At 52.6% G+C, this 19,760-nt stretch carries 20 protein-coding genes; 8 read left to right on the top strand and 12 right to left on the bottom strand.

The features are described 5' to 3' along the window. Positions 1-64: 64 nt before the first annotated feature. Together GAP13_RS08135 and GAP13_RS08130 are read right to left on the bottom strand one after the other, a co-directional pair. A complete protein-coding gene (locus tag GAP13_RS08135) occupies positions 65-1,354 on the bottom strand; it encodes an NCS2 family permease (RefSeq protein WP_158907830.1) in 1,290 nt (429 codons plus the stop codon). A gap of 92 nt (positions 1,355-1,446) precedes the next feature. Beyond that, positions 1,447-2,331, bottom strand: coding sequence for a DMT family transporter (locus tag GAP13_RS08130; RefSeq protein WP_158907829.1), 885 nt, complete (start codon positions 2,329-2,331; stop codon positions 1,447-1,449). A 66-nt stretch (positions 2,332-2,397) separates the two neighbouring features. On the opposite strand from GAP13_RS08130, the gene hutH reads away from it, so the two are divergent. The 3 genes from hutH to hutI are packed head-to-tail and all read left to right on the top strand — an operon-like array spanning position 2,398 to position 8,796. Then, entirely contained in the window at positions 2,398-3,990 is a 1,593-nt protein-coding gene (gene hutH / locus GAP13_RS08125; RefSeq protein WP_158907828.1) for a histidine ammonia-lyase, read from the top strand. A gap of 33 nt (positions 3,991-4,023) precedes the next feature. Further along, complete coding sequence (locus GAP13_RS08120) at positions 4,024-7,494, top strand: PPi-type phosphoenolpyruvate carboxykinase family protein (RefSeq protein WP_158907827.1); 3,471 nt, start codon at positions 4,024-4,026, stop codon at positions 7,492-7,494. A gap of 18 nt (positions 7,495-7,512) precedes the next feature. Continuing rightward, positions 7,513-8,796, top strand: coding sequence for an imidazolonepropionase (gene hutI / locus GAP13_RS08115; protein WP_158907826.1), 1,284 nt, complete (start codon positions 7,513-7,515; stop codon positions 8,794-8,796). A 135-nt stretch (positions 8,797-8,931) separates the two neighbouring features. Here the strand turns inward: hutI and rarD are convergent, their stop codons facing one another. Beyond that, positions 8,932-9,861 carry an EamA family transporter RarD gene (gene rarD / locus GAP13_RS08110; protein WP_158907825.1) on the bottom strand — a complete coding sequence of 310 codons (930 nt, stop codon included), beginning with the start codon at positions 9,859-9,861 and terminating at the stop codon, positions 8,932-8,934. A gap of 238 nt (positions 9,862-10,099) precedes the next feature. Between rarD and GAP13_RS08105 the strand changes: the two genes are divergently transcribed. From GAP13_RS08105 to GAP13_RS08085, 5 genes are all read left to right on the top strand, one after another. After that, positions 10,100-11,212, top strand: a complete 1,113-nt coding sequence (locus GAP13_RS08105) for an ABC transporter substrate-binding protein (protein ID WP_158907824.1) — start codon at positions 10,100-10,102, stop codon at positions 11,210-11,212. A 160-nt stretch (positions 11,213-11,372) separates the two neighbouring features. After that, the gene (locus GAP13_RS08100) at positions 11,373-12,284 is read left to right on the top strand and encodes a branched-chain amino acid ABC transporter permease (RefSeq protein ID WP_158907823.1); all 912 of its coding nucleotides are present in this window, start codon (positions 11,373-11,375) and stop codon (positions 12,282-12,284) included. Between the two features lie 11 nt (positions 12,285-12,295). Then, complete coding sequence (locus tag GAP13_RS08095; RefSeq protein WP_158907822.1) at positions 12,296-13,288, top strand: branched-chain amino acid ABC transporter permease; 993 nt, start codon at positions 12,296-12,298, stop codon at positions 13,286-13,288. Beyond that, positions 13,288-14,058 (top strand): ABC transporter ATP-binding protein, encoded by a 771-nt coding sequence (locus GAP13_RS08090; protein ID WP_158907821.1) that lies wholly within the window; start codon positions 13,288-13,290, stop codon positions 14,056-14,058. The genes GAP13_RS08095 and GAP13_RS08090 overlap by 1 nt, the downstream gene beginning before the upstream one ends. Continuing rightward, entirely contained in the window at positions 14,058-14,762 is a 705-nt protein-coding gene (locus GAP13_RS08085; RefSeq protein WP_158907820.1) for an ABC transporter ATP-binding protein, read from the top strand. Before GAP13_RS08090 ends, GAP13_RS08085 begins: the two co-directional genes overlap by 1 nt. Positions 14,763-14,834: 72 nt before the next feature. Here GAP13_RS08085 and GAP13_RS13025 read toward each other — a convergent pair whose 3' ends face one another. From GAP13_RS13025 to GAP13_RS08045, 9 genes are all read right to left on the bottom strand, one after another. Further along, a complete protein-coding gene (locus GAP13_RS13025; protein WP_186338834.1) occupies positions 14,835-15,005 on the bottom strand; it encodes a hypothetical protein in 171 nt (56 codons plus the stop codon). A gap of 22 nt (positions 15,006-15,027) precedes the next feature. After that, on the bottom strand, positions 15,028-15,450 hold the full coding sequence (gene rplQ, locus GAP13_RS08080; protein ID WP_158907819.1) for a 50S ribosomal protein L17: 423 nt from the start codon (positions 15,448-15,450) through the stop codon (positions 15,028-15,030). Further along, entirely contained in the window at positions 15,440-16,495 is a 1,056-nt protein-coding gene (locus GAP13_RS08075) for a DNA-directed RNA polymerase subunit alpha (protein ID WP_158907818.1), read from the bottom strand. Before GAP13_RS08075 ends, rplQ begins: the two co-directional genes overlap by 11 nt. Positions 16,496-16,504: 9 nt before the next feature. Next, the gene (gene rpsD, locus GAP13_RS08070; protein WP_158907817.1) at positions 16,505-17,140 is read right to left on the bottom strand and encodes a 30S ribosomal protein S4; all 636 of its coding nucleotides are present in this window, start codon (positions 17,138-17,140) and stop codon (positions 16,505-16,507) included. Between the two features lie 15 nt (positions 17,141-17,155). Beyond that, on the bottom strand, positions 17,156-17,554 hold the full coding sequence (rpsK, locus tag GAP13_RS08065) for a 30S ribosomal protein S11 (RefSeq protein WP_158907816.1): 399 nt from the start codon (positions 17,552-17,554) through the stop codon (positions 17,156-17,158). Between the two features lie 9 nt (positions 17,555-17,563). Further along, the gene (gene rpsM / locus GAP13_RS08060; RefSeq protein WP_158907815.1) at positions 17,564-17,935 is read right to left on the bottom strand and encodes a 30S ribosomal protein S13; all 372 of its coding nucleotides are present in this window, start codon (positions 17,933-17,935) and stop codon (positions 17,564-17,566) included. A gap of 16 nt (positions 17,936-17,951) precedes the next feature. Beyond that, positions 17,952-18,065 carry a 50S ribosomal protein L36 gene (rpmJ, locus tag GAP13_RS08055; RefSeq protein WP_158907814.1) on the bottom strand — a complete coding sequence of 38 codons (114 nt, stop codon included), beginning with the start codon at positions 18,063-18,065 and terminating at the stop codon, positions 17,952-17,954. A gap of 52 nt (positions 18,066-18,117) precedes the next feature. After that, positions 18,118-19,437 (bottom strand): preprotein translocase subunit SecY, encoded by a 1,320-nt coding sequence (gene secY / locus GAP13_RS08050; protein ID WP_158907813.1) that lies wholly within the window; start codon positions 19,435-19,437, stop codon positions 18,118-18,120. A gap of 19 nt (positions 19,438-19,456) precedes the next feature. Then, on the bottom strand, positions 19,457-19,760 hold a 304-nt coding region (locus GAP13_RS08045), incomplete at its 5' end, for an uL15 family ribosomal protein (RefSeq protein ID WP_186338833.1).

Raw genomic sequence — 19,760 nt, 5'->3', positions numbered from 1 at the left:
GAATCTTGCAGGCAGCCACTTTCATTCAAAATGTCAGAAAGGCTTAGAGTGCGCTACCAGGATATCAGCCTATTATCAATTTCAGTACAAAGAGAATGGCGACAATCCATGTCACGACTGTGATATCTTTGAATTTGCCTGCCAGCGCCTTGAGCACGACATACGAGATGATGCCAAACATAAGTCCGTCGGCGATCGAGTAGGCGAGCGGCATCATGATGATAGTGAGGAAGGCCGGAATTGCCTCGGTATAGTCTGAGAGATCAATTTCCTTGATCGGCGACATCATGAAGAGGCCTACGATGATGAGTGCCGGAGCCGTTGCAGCGCTCGGGATGAGCAGGAACACAGGAGCAAAGAAAAGCGCGAGCAAGAAAAGCACGCCGGTTGTGAGCGCGGTAAGCCCTGTCCGGCCACCTTCCGCGACGCCCGAAGCGCTTTCGACATACGAAGTGACGGTTGAGGTTCCGAGGCACGCGCCCGCCACAGTACCGATCGCGTCGGCAAGGAGCGCGCCTTTTACCTGCGGAATTTCGCCCTTCTTGTTGATGAGCCCGGCCTGTGTCGTCACGCCAACCAAGGTTCCGATTGTGTCAAAAATGTCGACAAAAAGAAAAGTAAAGAACACAACAAAGAAATCAAGGGTAAATACTTTATCGAACTGGAACTGGAACAGAAGCGGCGCAGCCGGTCTGGCGAGCGGCGACCAGCTTTCCGGAATCTTGGTGATACCGAACGGAATACCAATAACGGTCGTAACAAGAATCCCGATAAGCAGGGCGCCTTTCACTTTTTTCGCAAGCAAGAATCCCATGATGAAGAGCCCGATGATCGCGAGGAGTCCCGTGTTCTGTGTGACCTTGCCCAAGGATACAAGTGTCGCATCATTCTTGACGATAATGCCAGCATTCTGAAGCCCAATGAACGCGATGAACAGGCCGATGCCCACTGATACCGCGCGCTTCACATTTGTGGGGATTGCAGTGACAATCGCTTCACGCACATTGAAGAAGGACAACAGGACGAACAAAATGCCTTCCAGGAAAACTGCGGTGAGCGCGAGCTGCCATGAATAGCCCATGCCCAGCACGACGCTGAATGCGAAGAAGGCATTCAAGCCCATACCCGGCGCAAGCGCGATTGGGAGATTTGCTAGAAATGCCATGAAAAATATAGCAATCGCAGAAGAGAGCGCAGTGGCGGTGAAAACGCCGCCAGCCGGCATGCCGGTGGCTGAAAGAATACCCGGGTTGACAGCCAGAATGTAGGCCATCGTCATGAATGTCGTGATACCTGCGACAACTTCCGTACGCACACTTGTACCACGTTCTTGCAGCTTGAAGAACTTCTCCACGAAAAACCTCCTTGTAGATGGTTTGAAAATCGAGAAAAGAATAATGCTGTTTTTCGGATAACACAAGCGAAATTTTGCGGTTTTGAAGCAGGTTACTGATGCCGCTTGGCCTGTGAAGAAACGGTTGCCATATACACCCCGCTGATTGCGATAATCCCCCCTGCAATCTGGAGCGCACTCAATCGCTCTCCCAGAATCACAAATGACGCAGCCACAGAAACAACAGGAATCAGATTGATGAATACGCTCGATCTTCCCGGTCCGAGATGCTCGAGGACAATCACATAGAGCCAATACCCAATCGCGGAGCCGAAAATACCGAGATACGCCGCATTGAAAAGCGCCGTTGCGGACAACCCGGCCCACACTTGCCGCTCGGCGACAGCAAACGGAATGCAGCCAATCGCCCCGATCACCATCTGCCAGAACGTAATCGCGAGCATCGGGTAACGCCCCGAAAGAGGCTTTGTAGCAAATCCATACACCACCCAGGAAAGCGCTGCCCCCACCATATACAGATACCCGAGTGGCGAAGCCGAAGCGCTCTCGGAGCGCAGAACAATCAGAGCCACCCCTACAAACGAAAGCACTATCCCCAGGGCAATAAGCCGACCTGGCCTTGTGCGCAAAAACAGAATTTCACCAATCAGGGTCACAACAGGAATAACCCCGATTATGAGCGAGGATTCCGAAGCGGTAAGCCTAAGGATGCCGTTGTTTTCGAAGAAAAAATAGAGTGTCACGCCCACGAAGCTACTGAGCGCGAGCAGGGGCACATCGCGCCATGCGATCGCAAAACTGGTGCGCGAAGCTGCCATAATCCCCGCGAGCAGTACCGATGCAATTACAAAACGAAAGAGCGAAAGGCTCATCGGCCCTAATTCTCGCAGCGCCACTTTGATTGAAAGAAAGGTCATGCCCCAGATAACTGCAACGATGACTCCAAAAAGAGAAGCTGCCGATTCCCTTCTTTTCATGGAATGCAATGCTACCGGGAGAATCGGCGCCTGTCCATAACCCTTCTTTATGGTATACTGAAAAACATGAATGATGTGATCATCGATGGCTGCTCACTTTCCATCCCGGAGCTTGTCGTTGTCGCGCGGCACAAGATACCGGTGCGGCTCGACCCCGATGCCGAAGAGCGAATGCGCGCTTCCAGGGAAGTAGTCGAACTCGCGGTCAAAAAAAAGCTTGTAAAATATGGAATTACGACGGGGTTCGGAAAGTTCTGCAATGTGACCATTTCCGATGAAGATAATGCGCTTCTTCAGAAAAACCTCATTATGAGCCATGCATGTGGCCAGGGTGAGCCTTTTGCGCCGGAAATTGTGCGGGCAATGATGGTTTTGCGGGCCAATGCGCTCGCGGTGGGGAATAGCGGGGTGCGTCCACTCCTTGTCCAGCGCATTCTTGATCTCGTCAATGCGGACATCGTGCCAGTTGTGCCGGAAAAAGGTTCGCTGGGAGCTTCGGGCGACCTTGCGCCGCTCGCACATATCGCCCTTGTGCTTATCGGCATGGGGGAAGCGTTCTACAAAGGAAATCGCATGCCGGGAGCGCTTGCGCTCGCGGAAGCACATATTGCCCCCCTCGTGCTGGAAGCAAAGGAAGGGCTTGCGCTCATCAACGGAACGCAAGCAATGACAGCGATTGGCGCGCTTGCGGTGTACGACGCCCTTATGCTCTACCGAAGCGCGACAATTGCCTCGGCACTCACATTTCAGGCACTGCGCGGCATAACCGAAGCGCTCGACCCCAGGATTCATGAGCTGCGCAGGCAAAAAGGCCAGATCGACGCAGCGCAAGACTTGCGCTGGCTTCTTGAGGATTCGCTCCTCACAACAAAACCATCCGGCACCCGTGTGCAAGATGCATACGCGCTTCGCTGTACGCCACAGGTCCATGGCGCATGCGTGGCGGCAATCCAGCATGTGTGGGATATCATTTCTGCGGAATTGAATGCAGTGACCGACAATCCGCTCATTTTCCCCCATGTGCTCCACGAAGGCGGCGATATTCTATCAGGCGGCAATTTTCATGGAGAGCCGCTCGCGCTTGTTCTCGATTATCTCGGCATAGCCGCAGCCGAACTTGCGAATCTCTCCGAACGGCGGCTGGAACGCATGGTCAATCCTGCTCTATCCGAAGGCTTGCCTGCATTTCTGACCATCAATGGCGGGCTCAATTCCGGTTTTATGATCGTGCAGTACAGCGCTGCAAGCCTCGTGTCGGAAAACAAAGTGCTCGCGCATCCTGCGAGCGTGGATTCCATCCCCTCAAGCGCGAACCAGGAAGATCATGTCTCCATGGGCACCATTGCCGCGCGCAAAGCCAGGCAGATCATCGACCATTCCCAAAGAGTCGTCGCCATGGAAATCCTGGCCGCATGCCAGGCGCTCGATTTACGAGCGATCCAGCTGGGGCTCTCTTCGATCGATGAGTCCTTGTCGCCTGCAACCCGCTCAATCTATCGCATGCTGCGTACAGTGGTCCGCTTTACCGATAAAGACAGAATCATGTATCCGGATATCGATGCTGTTGTCGAGCTGGTTTCCGATGGTACTCTCCCGGAAAGCATCGACCGCTGGAGTTGGAATCCCGGACCTGTTGTCCCTTGCGAAGAATACGTTTAAAATCAAAGAAACTCTTTCCCAGGAGCATGGCGTATGGTAACCAAACGAGATCATGGCATTCATCTTGACAGGACATCTCCCCAGGAGCGCTCCCGCCTCATTTCCTATATCAATATCAAACTCGAAAGCCTCGGCCTGCCGATTTATTCAAAGGAAGGCACGGGCTTTGTTCAGCTTGCCGCCGATATGCTGGAGAGCTTCCGTCAGAAAGAACGGCTTTTGCCGCGGGTTCTCCCCCCCTCCGATCAGCGCATCCAGACTTTTATCGATCGATATCTTGCCGATCTTGGACTTGCGCGGGTTCCGCAAATTCCTTCCAACACACTCGTGCTCGACCGATATGGCATGGCGCGCGAGCTATCCCTGCCACCTGATGGCCATAAGCATATTTCACCCACCCTCACCTCGTACCGCGTGCGCAATGGAGTCTTGCACAACCCCAAAAGCGATCGCAGAACCACCGAAGGGGTATTCCATATTGTGGAGGGCGGTCTTCCAATTCCCCCGGACAAAAAAGCCGTTCCCAAGCTCGCCTTTGCGAGAATACTCGAAGCTGCACTGAATCCCCCTCCAGAACTACTCGAACTTCCTTTTACAGCAGGCGAAAACGAAAAAGCCCGCACCTTTGTCTCGGTTCTTCTGAGACCTGTCGTGCGTCCGGAAATTCCCGGCTATTGCGAAGAGCGTTCGATGGAAGTGCGTTTCTTTGCTCCCGGCTCTCTTGTCGCCAATGTAGACTTTGTCGAGAGCATTTTCGGCAATTCAGGCGATCCGTTCATCCCTGAAAACGATGCATCGATCGATCCTGTGCACTGGACCGGAACCACTGGCTGCATCATTCTCGCCACGCACCTCACCGAGCTTACAAAGAAAGAACTCGGCTTGCCTCATTGGGACGAAGCGACTGAACGTCAGCGCTGCGATGGCATGTGCTGGCGCGAACCCACAGAAAAGTACAACGACGGCAGAGCATTCAAAGTCTGCGCACGCGACGAATCTGGGGTCATTCTGACCATCATTGCCGACAACTATTTTGGCTATTCGAAAAAAGAAATCAAATCCCACATCTCCTATTCCGCGAATCTGCTTGGGCTCGTCGAAGAGGAACATGCGGGCGGCGCCCTTGTATTCCCCTCCTATAACCTCGGCACGCGTTTTGTGCCCGACACGAACCTCAAGTCCAAGGGGCACAGCCTTCACGATGTCTTCACCATTATGCGCGGCCGTATCGAAATGAAGCAGGAAGGGTATGCTGTTGACCTTACCTTTCCGAACATCATTTATCTGCCGGAAGATGCGTACATTTCGCTCGAAGACCAGATGGCGCATTGGGTAAGCGACGGAAGAGAGGAATCGCTTCGCGTCCTGCCCGACTACATCTATGTGCACCCAACCGGATACCGAGTCCATATGGAGCGCCACCCAGCCACGGGCGCCTGGCGCCTCATCGGCACAGCCGCAGAAGGCCTTTTGTGTCACAAACCTTGTACCGTTTCGGGAGGCGGCAAATCTGAAATCGCCAAATCGATCCATGACGCCATTACCTACATGCCAATTATTATTGCCGATTTCGACAAAGACATGCGCGCGGTCAAGGAGATCATCGAAAAAGACTATGGCAACCGCTTCCGCGACGAAGCCGAGAATCACGGCAAAGATGCGCGACCCGTGCTGTCGCCCAAGCGTTCGCTCGGTTCGGTGATCAAGCTCCTTTCGCCCTCGCCGGCGTACAACGACGAGTATAACGAGTGGCTCCGCTCCATTCCGGAACGCATAAAAAGCCTCGTGTTCCTCGTTAAGCGCTTCTACCGGCCGGACTGGGGCGACGACTGGCTTTCGCATTTTTCGGTCGACGCGGTAAATGGCACGACCGGGAATATACTCAAGTTCGAAGGGCGGCCTATCATGGGTTCCTACTTACGCGTCGGCAAGAACGAGCATGGCATGAACCGTTTCTTTAAGCTGAGGCAGGACTTCATGCCCGCTTTCAAACTTCAGTGGGAAGATGATATTTCCGCTTCGATCGTTGTTCCCGTCGACCAGCTCGAAGATCTGCCGGAATGGGCGCAGAACCACTTGAGCCTCAAGTTTGCCAAAAACTGCGAAGCGCGCTTCTTCCAGCGCCCCGACGATGCCATCATCCGCGGATACGACAAGCAGACCGAAAAAGACTTCGCCCGCCAGGACAACTTTGTCTCCAATTTCGAGCCCCTCACCAGGGCGGATGCTTCTCGCATCATCGAAAACACAATTAATTTCTATGAATACACCGAGCCGATGCGGAAATTCATCGAAGAAACCGAAAAGGACCCAAATTTCGAATACTTTGTCGCTTCGAACTGTTTCCGCCTCGTGGATGGCGCTCCCTCCAAGAATCCGCGCTACCTCCAACTCGATCCTACCTATGTGAATCCGCAGGCCAAATATCTTGCTGAGCTGGGCCCTCGCCTCTACCGGCGCATTCCCGCCGACAAGGCGCTTCCTCAGCCTGTCGGCGCGGTGCTGCCAGGGCGGCGCAATAACCCAGCTGATCCGAAAGCCGGCATTCGGCCGCTTGCGGTGTACGGGCCAATTCATTACCAGGATCTGCCCGAGCTTTTCATGGATTTTGTATGCTCGCTCACGGGGAAGAGCCCTTCGACCACCGGCGCAGGCAGCGAAGGAGCGCTCACCAAAGGGCCGTTCAATGCGCTTGTACCCACCACGGACCTCAACAACGCTCTCCTAGCCTTCATTCTTACGGGTTATGCAGGCTTTACCACAGCGGCAGGGCATATCGGTCACAAATACAAAATGGATCACGATATCTCCCTCATGATGCCCGAGTTGTGGGCGCGTATGGGGCCCGAAGAACGCGATCCGGAATTCCTGAAGAGCCACGGCTACCTCGAAAAAGTCGAAGACTTCAAGTACAAAGGCCGGCTCATTCCTGCATCCCGGCTTGGATGGCGCATCACACCGCTCTTTGCTGCGACGTACCTTGGAAGGCTGTTCGATACGCCTTCGGTCGTGTTCCCTGAAGACATGCTGAGGCCAGAACTCCAATCGCTCGAGGAATTTGTCGATGGCATCGAGAATATCGCCGCAGCGATGGAAAAATCGGCAAAGGCATATTTCGAGGACGGCTCGGTCGAAGCAGCTATACCGCCGCTCAAAGCAGTACTTTCCGTCATGGCGTATGGCAATTACGAAGGCAAGAGCATCCAGGATCCCGAAGTGCGCAAGCTGTTCGATAGGGAATATGTCTTGTCCTCGGACTGGTACCGCGAGCGCCTTGAGCGCTATCGGGAACATGAAATCGCCTATATCGAATCGTCGATCTCCTATCTGAGAAAGTTCCTCGCTGAGCGCGCCGAGCCGAAGAGCCTGACCGAGCGCCGAGTACAGGCTGAACTCTCGAGCGCCCATGGCCGGCTTGAGCAGCTTATGGCTCCGAACTACCTGAAACGCATCTGGGGATCGATCGGCCTGGATCCGCTGTATCAAGGGCAGCAGAAAGCCTGATGGACAGCAGGCGCGCATATGGCCGAGAACCGACAAAAGGCGCTTTTTGTTCATAATATTGGAGAGCTGTGGACGGCCGAGGGACTGCGCGCAGCCGCGGGCCCGGCCATGGGGCGCGTGAAAAAATTCCGCGACACTTGCTTATATATTGAAGACGGGCGCATTTCTGCAATCGGCGAAGAGGCGCGGCTGCGCGCCGCGGCCACGGCAGCTCCAACTTTCGACGCAGAAGGGCGCGCCTGCGTTCCTGGCTTTATCGACAGCCATACGCATTTTATTTTTGCCGGCTGGCGCGAGGATGAATTCTACTGGCGCGCCCAGGGTATTCCCTATATGGAAATGCACCAACGAGGAGGCGGCATCCAGAAGAGTGTCGATGCAACACGCCGCGCATCATTGGAAGAATTGGTTCGCCTTGGCAAGGCTCGCCTCGAGACAATGCTCTCATTGGGCATCACCACAGTAGAAGGCAAATCCGGCTACGGCCTCGACAAGGAAACAGAACTTCGCCAGCTGCAAGCGATGGACGAGCTGTCAACAGTCATGCCCCTCACTATTATCCCCACATTCTTGGGAGCCCACTCGATTCCTCCTGAATATAAAGACCGCCCCCGCGAATTCCTTGCCTTTTTGGTCCGCGAAGTTTTCCCTTTATTTAAGAAAAGGGGTCAGACCCCTTTTGTTGACATTTTCTGCGAAGAAGGCGTATTTGGCATTGAAGATTCGCGCTGGTACCTCGAACAAGCCCGCGCAGCCGGCTTCGCGCTCAAACTTCATGCCGACGAAGTCAAACCTCTAGGCGGCGCCGGCCTAGCTGCCGAGCTCGGCGCCACAAGCGCCGACCACCTCCTCAAGGCCTCCGATCAGGACATCCAGGCCCTCGCCGCCGCCGGCACAATTGCCTGCCTCTTGCCGCTCACCGCCTTCAATCTCCGCGAGCCGTACGCCAGCGGCCGCCGCTTTATCGATGCCGGCTGCGCGGTTGCCTTGGCAAGCGATCTCAACCCCGGCTCCTGCTATAGTCAATCTATTCCGCTTATTTTCGCCCTCGCTGTGCTCTATCTGGGCATGTCCATCGAAGAAGCGCTTACCGCTCTCACGCTCAATGGCGCTGCTGCACTCGGGCTCGCTGCGCAGACAGGCTCGCTCGAACCAGGAAAGGACGCTGATTTTCTGCTCCTAAATGCGCCTTCGCCGGGGCACCTTGCCTACCATGCGGGCATGAATCTTGTTCATTCTGTGTTCAAGCGCGGAATTCTTGTCTGGCAAAACGGCAATGTTCTTGGGCCGGCCCGAATTTAAAGGTCTTCATAACGGCAGAGTGCGGCACAAGGTTGGAAGCACTAGCAAAAGCGCCGCCCGCGCCCGCGAATGCCTTCTATGCACCCGGCACAAGGTTCGAAGCACTAAGATTAGGGCGGCACAAGCTTGGGAGCACTAAGCTGGTTCCCCCTTTTTGAATCGAGTGACCGCAAAAATAACCACTGCCACCAGAACCGCCACAAAAGCCGCTACAACCGCGGCATTCGGTTTCTCCTTATACAGGAATAATCCAAGCAAAAGCTGTGAGGTCGGCGTCAGATACTGGATAAAGCCGATCAGCTGCAGACTAATGCTTGTCGCCGCCACCCCGAACAGCAGCAAAGGGACTGCAGTCACTACCCCGCTCAAAGCCAAAAGGGCCGTCACCCTCAAACCCGCATTGCCAAACGAACCCGCCCCTTGTGCATGCATGACCGCCAAAAAGGCAAACGCAAGCGGCGCTACAGAGAATGTCTCCAGTGCCAGACTCGTAATCGGCGCAAGCCCCAGCCCCTTTTTAACGGCGCCGTACAGCGCAAAGGTAATCGCAAGTATGAGCGAAATCCAAGGCACCCGCCCATACAGGATACCAGCAGCGACAATTCCCACCAAAGCAATTCCAACCGCAATGCGAGTCCACCTGTCGATATGCTCGCGGAACAGCATTGCCCCAAGCGCAACTGACAGAAGAGGATTAATGTAATATCCTAGCGCGGTTTCAAGCACATGGCCAGAGTTGACTGCATAAATATACATTCCCCAATTCACAGTTACGAGCAATCCAGCCGCGCCGACCAGCACGCGCTTTCGCGGATCCTTCAAGGCAACACCCAGGCTGGACATTTCTTTTCTGGCCAATAGCAGCATAAGACAAAACACTGCTGCCCACAGGATTCGGTGAGCGAGTATCTGCAGCGGCAACACAGATGAAAGCAATTTCCAATACAGAGGAAAAATACCCCAAAGCCCGTAAGCACCTATCGCAGCAAAGAGGCCTTGTTTTTGGCTGAAACGTCCCGTCCGTGTTTCATGTTCCATCGATGTTTGCGCTTTTTCTTGCGCCATTCCTTTCAGTCTCCTTTTCTTCCTGAAGCTTGTGAAATGCTTTACACAGGAACCCAAATTTCAAATTTTGAAACGCCAGGCATAAAATTCGATATGCTCTCGTAATAAAATTGCAAAAATTCACAAAAATCTACAGGCAAATATATTGACATGGCGCAATTCGCTGTTTCTATATGTAAATACAATTCTCTTGGTGCATATATTACACCAAGAGAGCAACTGCAAGTAAGGAGGCAGTATGAAGAAAGTATTGTTTGTAATGGCGCCCGTCGTGTTGGTCGCCGCATCCTACGCACAGGATATAAAAATCGGCGGCATCGGTCCTGTTACCGGCGAAGCAGCAACCTTCGGCATTTCCACCAAAAACGGCATGACAATGGCTGTTGATGAATGGAATGCAAAAGGCGGTATTTTCGGCGGCCGCAAGGCAAAACTGATCTTCGAGGACGACAAAGGCGATCCTTCAGAAGGCGCAATTGTATGGAACAAACTGATTCAGCAGGACAATGTCGTCGCGATTGTCGGCACGGTCATGTCCAAAGTGTCGCTGGTTGGCGCTCCTATTAGCCAGGCTGCGGGCATTCCTATGATCAGCCCAACTTCGACAAACGAAAAGGTAACACTTGTCGGCGATTACATTTTCCGCGCTTGTTTCATCGACCCGTTCCAGGGGACAGTAGGTGCAAACTTCGCCTTCAACGATCTCAAAGCCCGTTCCGCAGCAGCGATTTTCGACCTGGGCAACGATTACACCAAAGGCCTCGCCGAGAACTTCAAAAAGCAATTCGAAAAACTTGGCGGAAAAGTTGTAGCCTTCGAGGGGCACCCAACTGGTACAACTGATTTCAAAGCGCAGCTGACAAAAATTCTGCAGGGCAAGCCTGATGTGATCTACATCCCCGACTACTACAACGATGTCGGACTCATTGCAAAGCAGGCCCGTGAACTCGGCTTCAAGGGTCCACTCGTCGGTGGTGATGGATGGGACTCGCCCGAACTGGTCAAAATCGGCGGTACCGCAGTCGAAAACGGTTTCTTCACCAATCACTATTCATCTGAAGACAAGCGGGCCATTGTCCAGGCTTTTGTAAAGAAATACAAAGCCAAATTCGGTGCGGAACCTGATGCGCTCGCAGCACTCGGCTACGACGCCATGTATATCATGCTCGATGCCATCAAGCGTGCTGGTTCTACAAAGGGAGCAGCCATTCGCGATGCGCTCAAAGCAACCGATATCAATGTCGTTTCCGGCCGGATCAAATTCGACGAAAACCGCAATCCGATCAAGTCTGCGGTTATTATCGAGATCAAGAACGGCAAACAGGTGTATCGGACTACTGTCAATCCATGACATGAATCCTGAAGGGCTGTCCTTTCCGGACAGCCCTTCTCTCTATTAATATAGCTCTCCACCTTTCCGGAGCGTGGCGAGCCTTTCTGATTTTCCGCACTGGCGGGAAAATGCTCTCTGTTTCGCCCTGTAAATACAAAGGCGAAGAAGGGTTCAAACCATGGGATCGATTTTCAGTCTCCAGCAGATTCTCAATGGTCTTCAGCTTGGTTCTATCTACGCGCTCATTGCGCTCGGCTACACGCTGGTGTACGGAATTGTGCGGCTTATCAATTTTGCACATGGCGATTTTTTCATGATCGGCGCATATGCCGCATACGGCTCATTCTACATGTTCAATGCCCTCGTTGCCGGGAGATCAGGTACCCTCGCGTTTTTAGTGCTGTTGGCCGCAATGATCGGTGGCGCTAGTATTGCCTACCTGACCAATAAATTCGCTTATAAACCGCTCAGATATAAGCCAAAGCTCAGTTCGCTCATCACTGCAATCGGTGTTTCGATGTTTATTGAATATTTCTTTTCTGCATTACCGGCAATCGGTCCTTCTTATCGGTCGTTCCCGGATATTCTTGTGCGAAAGGAAATCCGCCTTGGCAATGCGGTCATTTCGAATCTTGTGATTATTGACCTGGCGGTTGCAGCAATTCTCATGGTGGGACTGACGCTTCTTGTAAGAAAAACAACGCTTGGCAAGGCAATGCGCGCAGTCTCGCAGGACAAGGATGCAGCCCGTCTTATGGGAATCGACATTGAAAAAGTCATCTCTTTCACCTTTATGGTCGGCGGGGCTTTTGCAGGTGCTGCGGGTCTTCTGGCGGGCATGACGTACCCGCGCATTTTCCCGTACATGGGTATTCTGCCTGGTCTCAAGGCATTTATCGCTGCAGTGCTTGGGGGCATTGGCAACATTCCTGGTGCAATGCTCGGCGCCTATATCATGGGCATCGCCGAAACTTTTGCTTCTGCGTATAACTCGCTCATTGGAGAAGGAATAGCATTTGCAATTCTCATTCTCGTCCTCTTAATCCGCCCAAGAGGCCTTCTGGCCGAAAAAATTGCTGACAAGATCTAGGAGGAACCCGCATGAATGTACGCAAATTGCCGCGCTTTTTGATTGCAGTGGTTCTATTTTACATAGTTGTAGAGGTCCTCTATAGAACAGAAATCCTGAATGGCTATCTGCTGCATATTATCAATTTATCGCTCATATATGTCATACTTGCGACAAGCCTGAATCTCATCAACGGCATCACGGGGCAGTTTTCTCTGGGGCATATGGGCTTTGCCGGGGTGGGAGCCTATGTTTCGGGTTCTCTTACTACGTTGATCCTTAAGCTCTCGGTGACTAATCCAGCCAGCATGCTGCCATTTCTTCTCTCCATTATAGCAGGGGGTGTCGTCGCCGCATTTGTGGGATTCCTCATCGGGTTTCCTTCGTTGCGTCTAAAGGGAGACTATCTTGCGATCGTAACGCTGGGTTTCGGCGAGATCATTCGAACGATTTTCAATAATATCGATGCAGTCGGCGGTCCTCGCGGGCTGCTCGGCATTCCTAAATTTTCAAATTTTACGGTTATACTTGTCGCTGCGTTTCTTACAGTCGTCATTATCCGCAATTTGATTGAATCGTCGCATGGGCGAGCCATGCTTTCGATAAGGGAAAATGAGCTTGCTGCCGAGCTCGTCTGTGTCAATACAACACGGTATAAAGTGATGGCCTCCACTTTTGGCGCTTTTTTTGCGGGTATTGCAGGCGGGCTGCTCGCTCACCTCATTCAGCTCGCGCACCCTACGCAGTTTGGTTTTATCAAATCTGTCGAAGTATTGATTATGATCTACGCAGGCGGCGTAGGTTCTCTCACAGGATCCATCCTGGCAGCTTTCGGACTCACCTTCCTCTCGGAGGGTTTGAGGCTCGGTATACGAGCGCTTGCTGACGCGACGGGCCTCCCGATTGGCGGGGAATGGCGCATGGTCGTCTATGCGCTCCTTCTTATCTTTATCATGCTATTCAGGAATGAGGGATTAATGGGAATGAGAGAATCAAGAATCATCAAGAATGTGGAGGTTGATTGATGACCCCCCTGCTAAAAATCGAACATCTGACCCATTTTTTCGGCGGCTTGCGGGCGGTCTACGATTTCAATTTCGAGATACCCGAAGGCTCCATCTATGGTCTTATCGGTCCGAACGGTTCCGGGAAAACCACCATCTTCAATCTGATTACCGGCATTTATGACCCTACTGAAGGGGCAATCAATTTCCAGGGCGAAAATATCAAGGGCATGAAGTCATTCAGAATTGTGCATAAAGGAATTGCCCGGACTTTCCAGAATCTTCGAATCTTCGGAAACCTCTCCGCGATCGACAATATCCGCATTGCACGCCACTATACCACTACTTCCAGCCTGTTTGCTTCCATTCTGCGCCTGCCCTCTTTCAAAAGCGAAGAGCGAGCGGTCAAAAGGGAAGCTCTCGAACTGCTCGATCTCATGCATCTTTCCAATCGCGCAATGGAAACCGCTAAAAATCTCCCGTACGGAGAGCTGCGGCGGCTCGAGATCGCGAGAGCGCTTGCCACCAAGCCCAAGCTCATTCTTCTTGACGAACCGGCGGCGGGCATGAACCCCAAAGAAGTTGATGACCTCATGCGGCTTATCAGCCGTATTCGTGACGAATTCAAGGTCACCGTGTTCCTCATTGAGCACCATATGCAGGTCATCATGGGCATCTGCGAATGGATCAAAGTGATAGATTTTGGCGAGACAATTGCAGAAGGCCTACCGGACAAGGTCAAGAATGACCCGCGGGTTCTCGAAGCCTACTTGGGAAAGCGAGGTACATAATGCTGAAAGTAACAAATCTCAAGGTCAATTACGGCAAGATCGAAGCGATCAAAGATGTAAGTTTCGAGGTTCCCGACGGAAAGATTGTCACGCTTATAGGCGCGAACGGCGCAGGCAAAACAACAACACTCCGCGCAATTTCAGGGCTCGAGCGCGCTGCCGGCGGTTCAATCGTGTTTGAAGGCAAGGATATTACAAATCTCGAAGCCCACAAGATCGTGCCATTGGGTATTTCGCATGTTCCCGAAGGGCGCAAGATATTTCCTACGCTGACTGTAAAGGAGAACCTTGAGCTTGCGGGCTGGACCATAAAGGATAAAACCGAGGTGAACCGCCGAATCGATCAGGTCTGCGAAATATTCCCGCGCATCAAGGAACGATTGAGCCAGCTTGGTGGCACGCTCTCTGGCGGGGAACAGCAGATGCTGGCAGTGGGGCGCGCGCTTGTCACTGGAGGAAAACTGCTTCTTCTCGACGAGCCTTCGATGGGGCTGGCCCCTGTGCTGGTCGATGAAATATTCGATCGCATTGCTGCAATCAACAAGCAAGGAACGACGGTTCTGCTGGTAGAGCAGAATGCAATGGAGGCTCTTGAAATAGCCGATTTTGCGTATATTCTCGAGGTCGGCTATACCACTATTTCCGGCGAGGCAAAAGCTATCGAACACGATCAGCGCGTACGCGAGGCATATCTGGGCGTGTAAAACAAAGGCCGCCCTGGCGCATTGCCGGGCGGCCTTTTCATAGCTGAATGTTGCACGTGCTCTGTGCGCGCCTTATTTTGCATTTGCCATGTGCGCCTTGCACACTTTGCAAATTTTCGTCTTTTTGCCTTCGATTTCCTGTTCGTAGATCACTTTGACGCCAGTGCGTCCGCATACCGGACAGGTCCCGCGGCCACTCGATACCACTTCCCGCAATCCTTTGCCCCTGTGAGCTTTGGACATATCAGTTTCCTCCCTGCGACCTTCAGGCCTGTTTCTTTGTCTTCCGCTCTGCTTTGCGCTTTTCGCGCTCGGCTTTCTTCTCATCGGCTTTCTGGCCGACAAGCTCGAGTACCACAAGGCTCGCATTGTCATTCGCGCGATTGCCGAGTTTGAGAATCCTAGTGTAGCCGCCATTGCGCTCTTTGAAGCGCGGTCCGATATCGGTGAACAGTTTTGCAACTGCATCTTCACCATAGAGCCTGGCAGACGCAATCCTTCGATTGTGGACGGAATCTTCTTTCGCCCTCGTAATGAGCTTTTCTGCTGCGCGTCTCGCTTCGAGCGCCTTGGCCTTGGTGGTTACGATTTTTTCCTGCTTGAACAGCACGGTAACCATATTCCGGATAAGGGCCTTGCGGTGAGCGGCGACTCGGTTGAGTTTGTTATAGCCGATCTTATGCTTCATCGCTCTCTTCCTTCTTCATGTTGAGTTTTATGTGATTTCTCAGCGCGGAATAGTCCGCCATGCCGAGGCTGAGGTTCCACTCGGCGAGTTTGGTCTTGATCTCCTGAAGGGATTTCTTGCCGAAATTCCTTGTCTTGGTGATCTCTTCCTCGGTTTTCTTCGTAAGATCGCCGATAGTCCTGATGTTCGCATTCTTGAGGCAGTTGAACGAGCGCACGGACAGCTCGAGCTCTTCGACCGGCATGTTGAGAATCTGGCGCACGCGCTCCTCGATCTCGTCGCTAGTCTCTTCGCCGCCTGCTTCATTCTCGTCGAAGTTGATGAAAATCGAAAAATGATCCTTGGCGATTTTGCCTGCTTCACCGAGCGCATCTTCCGGCTTTATTGTCCCATCTGTCCAGATTTCGAGCACGAGCTTGTCGTAGTCGGAACGCTGGCCAACGCGAGTCGGCTCAATCGAGTATTTTACCTTTTTTACAGGCGTAAAAATAGCATCCATCGGAATCGTGCCGACCACATCGATGAATTTTTCATTGACTTCGCTCGGCACATAGCCGCGGCCAAGATTCACCTGCAATTCAAGGCCAAGGTGCACGGACGGATCCAGCGAAGCAATCTTGAGTTCGGGATTGAGCACGATGAGCGAGCTTTGGTCGGCAAAGAAGCTCCCGCGTAGTTCTTCCATTCCCTTGATCTCGTATTCGAGGGTGAGTTCTTCCTTGTCGTTCGGGAGTTTGACGCGCAGCTTCTTGAGGTTGTTCAGTACCTCAATCGTGTCCTCTACCACCCCGGGGATGGTTTCGAACTCGCTCGTAATGACATGCGGTACACCTTCGTCATCATATCGAGTTATGCGCACCGCGGTAATCGCATACCCCTGAATGGAGGACAACAGGATGCGGCGCAGGGTATTCCCGACAGTAGTTCCATAGCCTGGCTCAAAAGGATACGCAACGAACTTTCCGTATGTGTCGGTAGATTCGCTCTGTTCGTAGGTGATGCCCTTCGGCTTTTTGAAACCTTTAAGTAGGTTTTTGCGCGCCATTTCCGCTCCTTATTTCGAGTACAACTCGACGACCAGCTGTTCCTTGATATCCGCAATATCTGTAACATCCTGGCGCTGCGGATTGGTAACAAAGCGGCCGGTCATTTCATCTGCATTGACCTCAAGCCAAGGCATTACACCAGATTTCTGCACTTCTTCGAGGGCTTGGCGGATGGATTCCATCTTTTTTGCTGCACCGATCACGGAAATGACATCGCCCGCTCTTACCAGGTAAGAAGCAATGTTTACACGCTTGCCGTTCACGGCGATATGTCCATGGTTCACAAGCTGGCGCGCCTGAGCGCGAGAGCTCGCAAAACGCAGTCGGTATACGACATTGTCAAGCCTGCGCTCGAGAAGAATGATAAGGTTATCACCAGTTTTCCCAGGCAAACCGAGCGCCTTTTCGAACGTATTGCGGAACTGCTGCTCCATGAGGCCATAATTTCTCTTGAGCGCCTGCTTCTCGCGAAGCTGAACCGCATATTCGGATTTTTTGCCAAGGCGTGTCTTGGGCGCTTTCCCTGGGGGAAGCCGCTTCTTGTTGATTGGGCACTTGTCGCTGCGGCAGCGGTCGCCCTTGAGGAAAAGCTTTCTTCCTTCAGCACGGCAAAGCCTGCATACAGGTCCGATATATCTAGCCATTCTTGTAACCCCCTCTTAAATGCGGCGCGCCTTCCGAGGCCTGCAGCCATTATGGGGAATCGGTGTCACGTCATTGATCGACTTGACTTTGAGTCCCATTACGCCGAGCTGTCGGATTGCGGACTCTCGGCCAATGCCGGGCCCTTTCACAAACACATGCACTTCGCGCAAACCCGCCTGAATCGCCTTCTGAGCCGCAGCTTCGGTTACAGTCTGAGCGGCAAATGGCGTCGATTTTTTGGCACCGCGGAATTCATGGCTTCCGGAACTCGACCATGAAATAGCATTTCCATTGAGGTCGGTCACGGTCACAATCGTATTGTTGAAGGTTGCCTGAATATAGACATTCCCTTCATATACGCTCTTTTTCTCTTTTCTCTTCTTCGTCTTTGTCGTAGTCGCAGCCACGTTCATGCCCCTCCGTTAGACGGCTTTCTTCTTGTTTGCAACGGTCTTTCTCTTACCTTTGCGCGTGCGCGCGTTCGTTCTCGTCCGCTGGCCGCGAACGGGAAGACCTTTGCGGTGGCGTAGGCCGCGATAGCAGCCAATATCCATCAGACGCTTGATATTCAGCGCAATTTCAGTTCTCAAGCGGCCTTCAACTTTGTATTCGTTTTCGATTACTTTGCGCAGCTCGTTGATCTCTTCATTCGAGAGATCATTTATCCTTTTGGCGGGATCGATTCCCGTCGCTTCGCAAATTTTGATTGCACTCGTCCGCCCGATCCCATAGATATAGGTGAGGGCGATATCAACATGCTTGTTAGGGAGGTCAACTCCCGCAATACGCGCCATGAGCTTCCTCCTGCTCTCAGCCTTGTTTCTGCTTGTGCTTAGGATTCTCACAGACAATCCTAACCACACCATTGCGCCGCACTATCTTGCATTTATCGCAAATTTTCTTGACGCTTGTTCTAACCTTCATGGGTTCCCCCTGTTCGCAAACACGCAATTAAATACCATTCTGTCAAAAGTTTCTATAGGTTCCTCGACCTGATATGCCCTTTTCGCACCAGGCCGTCATGGTGATGCATTTTCAAAAGCGCTTCTACCTGCGCCATGGTATCGAGATCGACACCGACAAGGATAAGCAGCGATGTACCGCCCAGCAGATATGCCATCTGGCTCGGAAAATTGAACAGCCGCTGCACCAGCGTCGGAATCAAGGCGATAAGGCCGAGGTAGAGCGAGCCTGGCAGAATGATCCGATTGAGCACTCGTGTCAGGTATTCTTCCATCTTTTCGCTGCGGATACCTGGTATCGAGCCGCCATTTTCGCGGATATTCTTCGAAATCTCCTGCGGGTTGAGCGTCACCTGCGTATAGAAGTACGCAAAGAAAATAATGAACACGACATAGAAGAAGTTGTACCAGAATCCGCTCGGCCTGAGCCAGTATGAAAAATCTCTCAGCCATTTTGCCTGCACGCCAAAACTCTGCGCAATCTGTAGAGGGAACGTCAGAAGGCTCGAGGCAAAGATGACAGGGATAACGCCCGACGGGTTGATTTTGAACGGGATATAGGTGTTCTGCGCGCCGTACATCCTGCGGCCCACGATACGCTTTGCATAGTTGACAGGGATTTTTCGCTGCCCCTGCTGTTCAAGCACGACCAGCGCGACAACCGCAACAAACATGATGAGCACGACAATGGCGTACACCGCATTGATTTCGCCGAGCTGAATCTTCTTGATGAGCTCGTAGGTCGCATTCGGCAGACGGGCAACAATACCTGCAAAAATGAGTAGCGATATGCCATTGCCAATGCCGCGCTTGGTTATCTGCTCGCCGATCCACACGAGGAACATGGTGCCTGTCGTTACTGTGATCACAGCTACAATCGTATACATCGTCCTATTGGACATCGCGATGGCATTGGGAATCCGGTCAGCCCATACCGTAACCGAAAAACTCTGAATGATAGCAATACCGATGGTCCCAATCCTTGTCCAGCGGGAAATTTTGCGACGCCCGCCTTCTTCTTCCGCAATATTCTTGAGCTTGGGAAAGATGACGAGCAAGAGCTGCATAATGATCTGCGCGCTGATATAGGGCATGACACCCATCATGAACAGGGAGAAATTCTTGAATGCGCCGCCTGCGAAGAAGTCAAGATAATCGGTGATTCCGCCGCCGGTGTTGGCCTGGTTTGCGAAATATGACTGCAAGGCGCTCGCATTGATTCCAGGTATGGGCAAGAATGCTCCCAGACGGAAAATTGCGAGCCAGAACAGAGTAAAGAAAATCCTATCCTTCAGTTCCTTGACTCTGAAAATATCTACGAGTGTACCAGCCATTCGCTCCTGCCTTTATTCTTTACGCATCTGCTGAAGAACCGGTTGCTGCAGGCACTTCCACTTTGCCGCCCGCTGCTTCGATCTTCGTCTTCGCACTGGATGAGACCGCATCAACGCTTATTGTGAGCGCAATTTCGATCTGACCTTCGCCGAGTAGCTTGACGGGCAGTTCAGGCTTTCTTACAAGCCCTTTCATGAAGAGACTCACGGTGTCGACCGTGTCGCCTGCCTGGAACTTGCCTTCGAGATCCCGGATGTTCACAATCTGGTATTCCTTGCGGAATGGGTAATTGGAAAAACCGCGATGAGGCAGACGCCTGTAC

This window comes from Rectinema subterraneum, assembly GCA_009768935.1.
In the GTDB taxonomy this organism is placed as follows: Bacteria; Spirochaetota; Spirochaetia; order Treponematales; family Rectinemataceae; genus Rectinema; species Rectinema subterraneum.
Note: the sequence above shows the minus strand (reverse complement) of the source record. Positions and strands in the feature narration are given on the sequence as shown.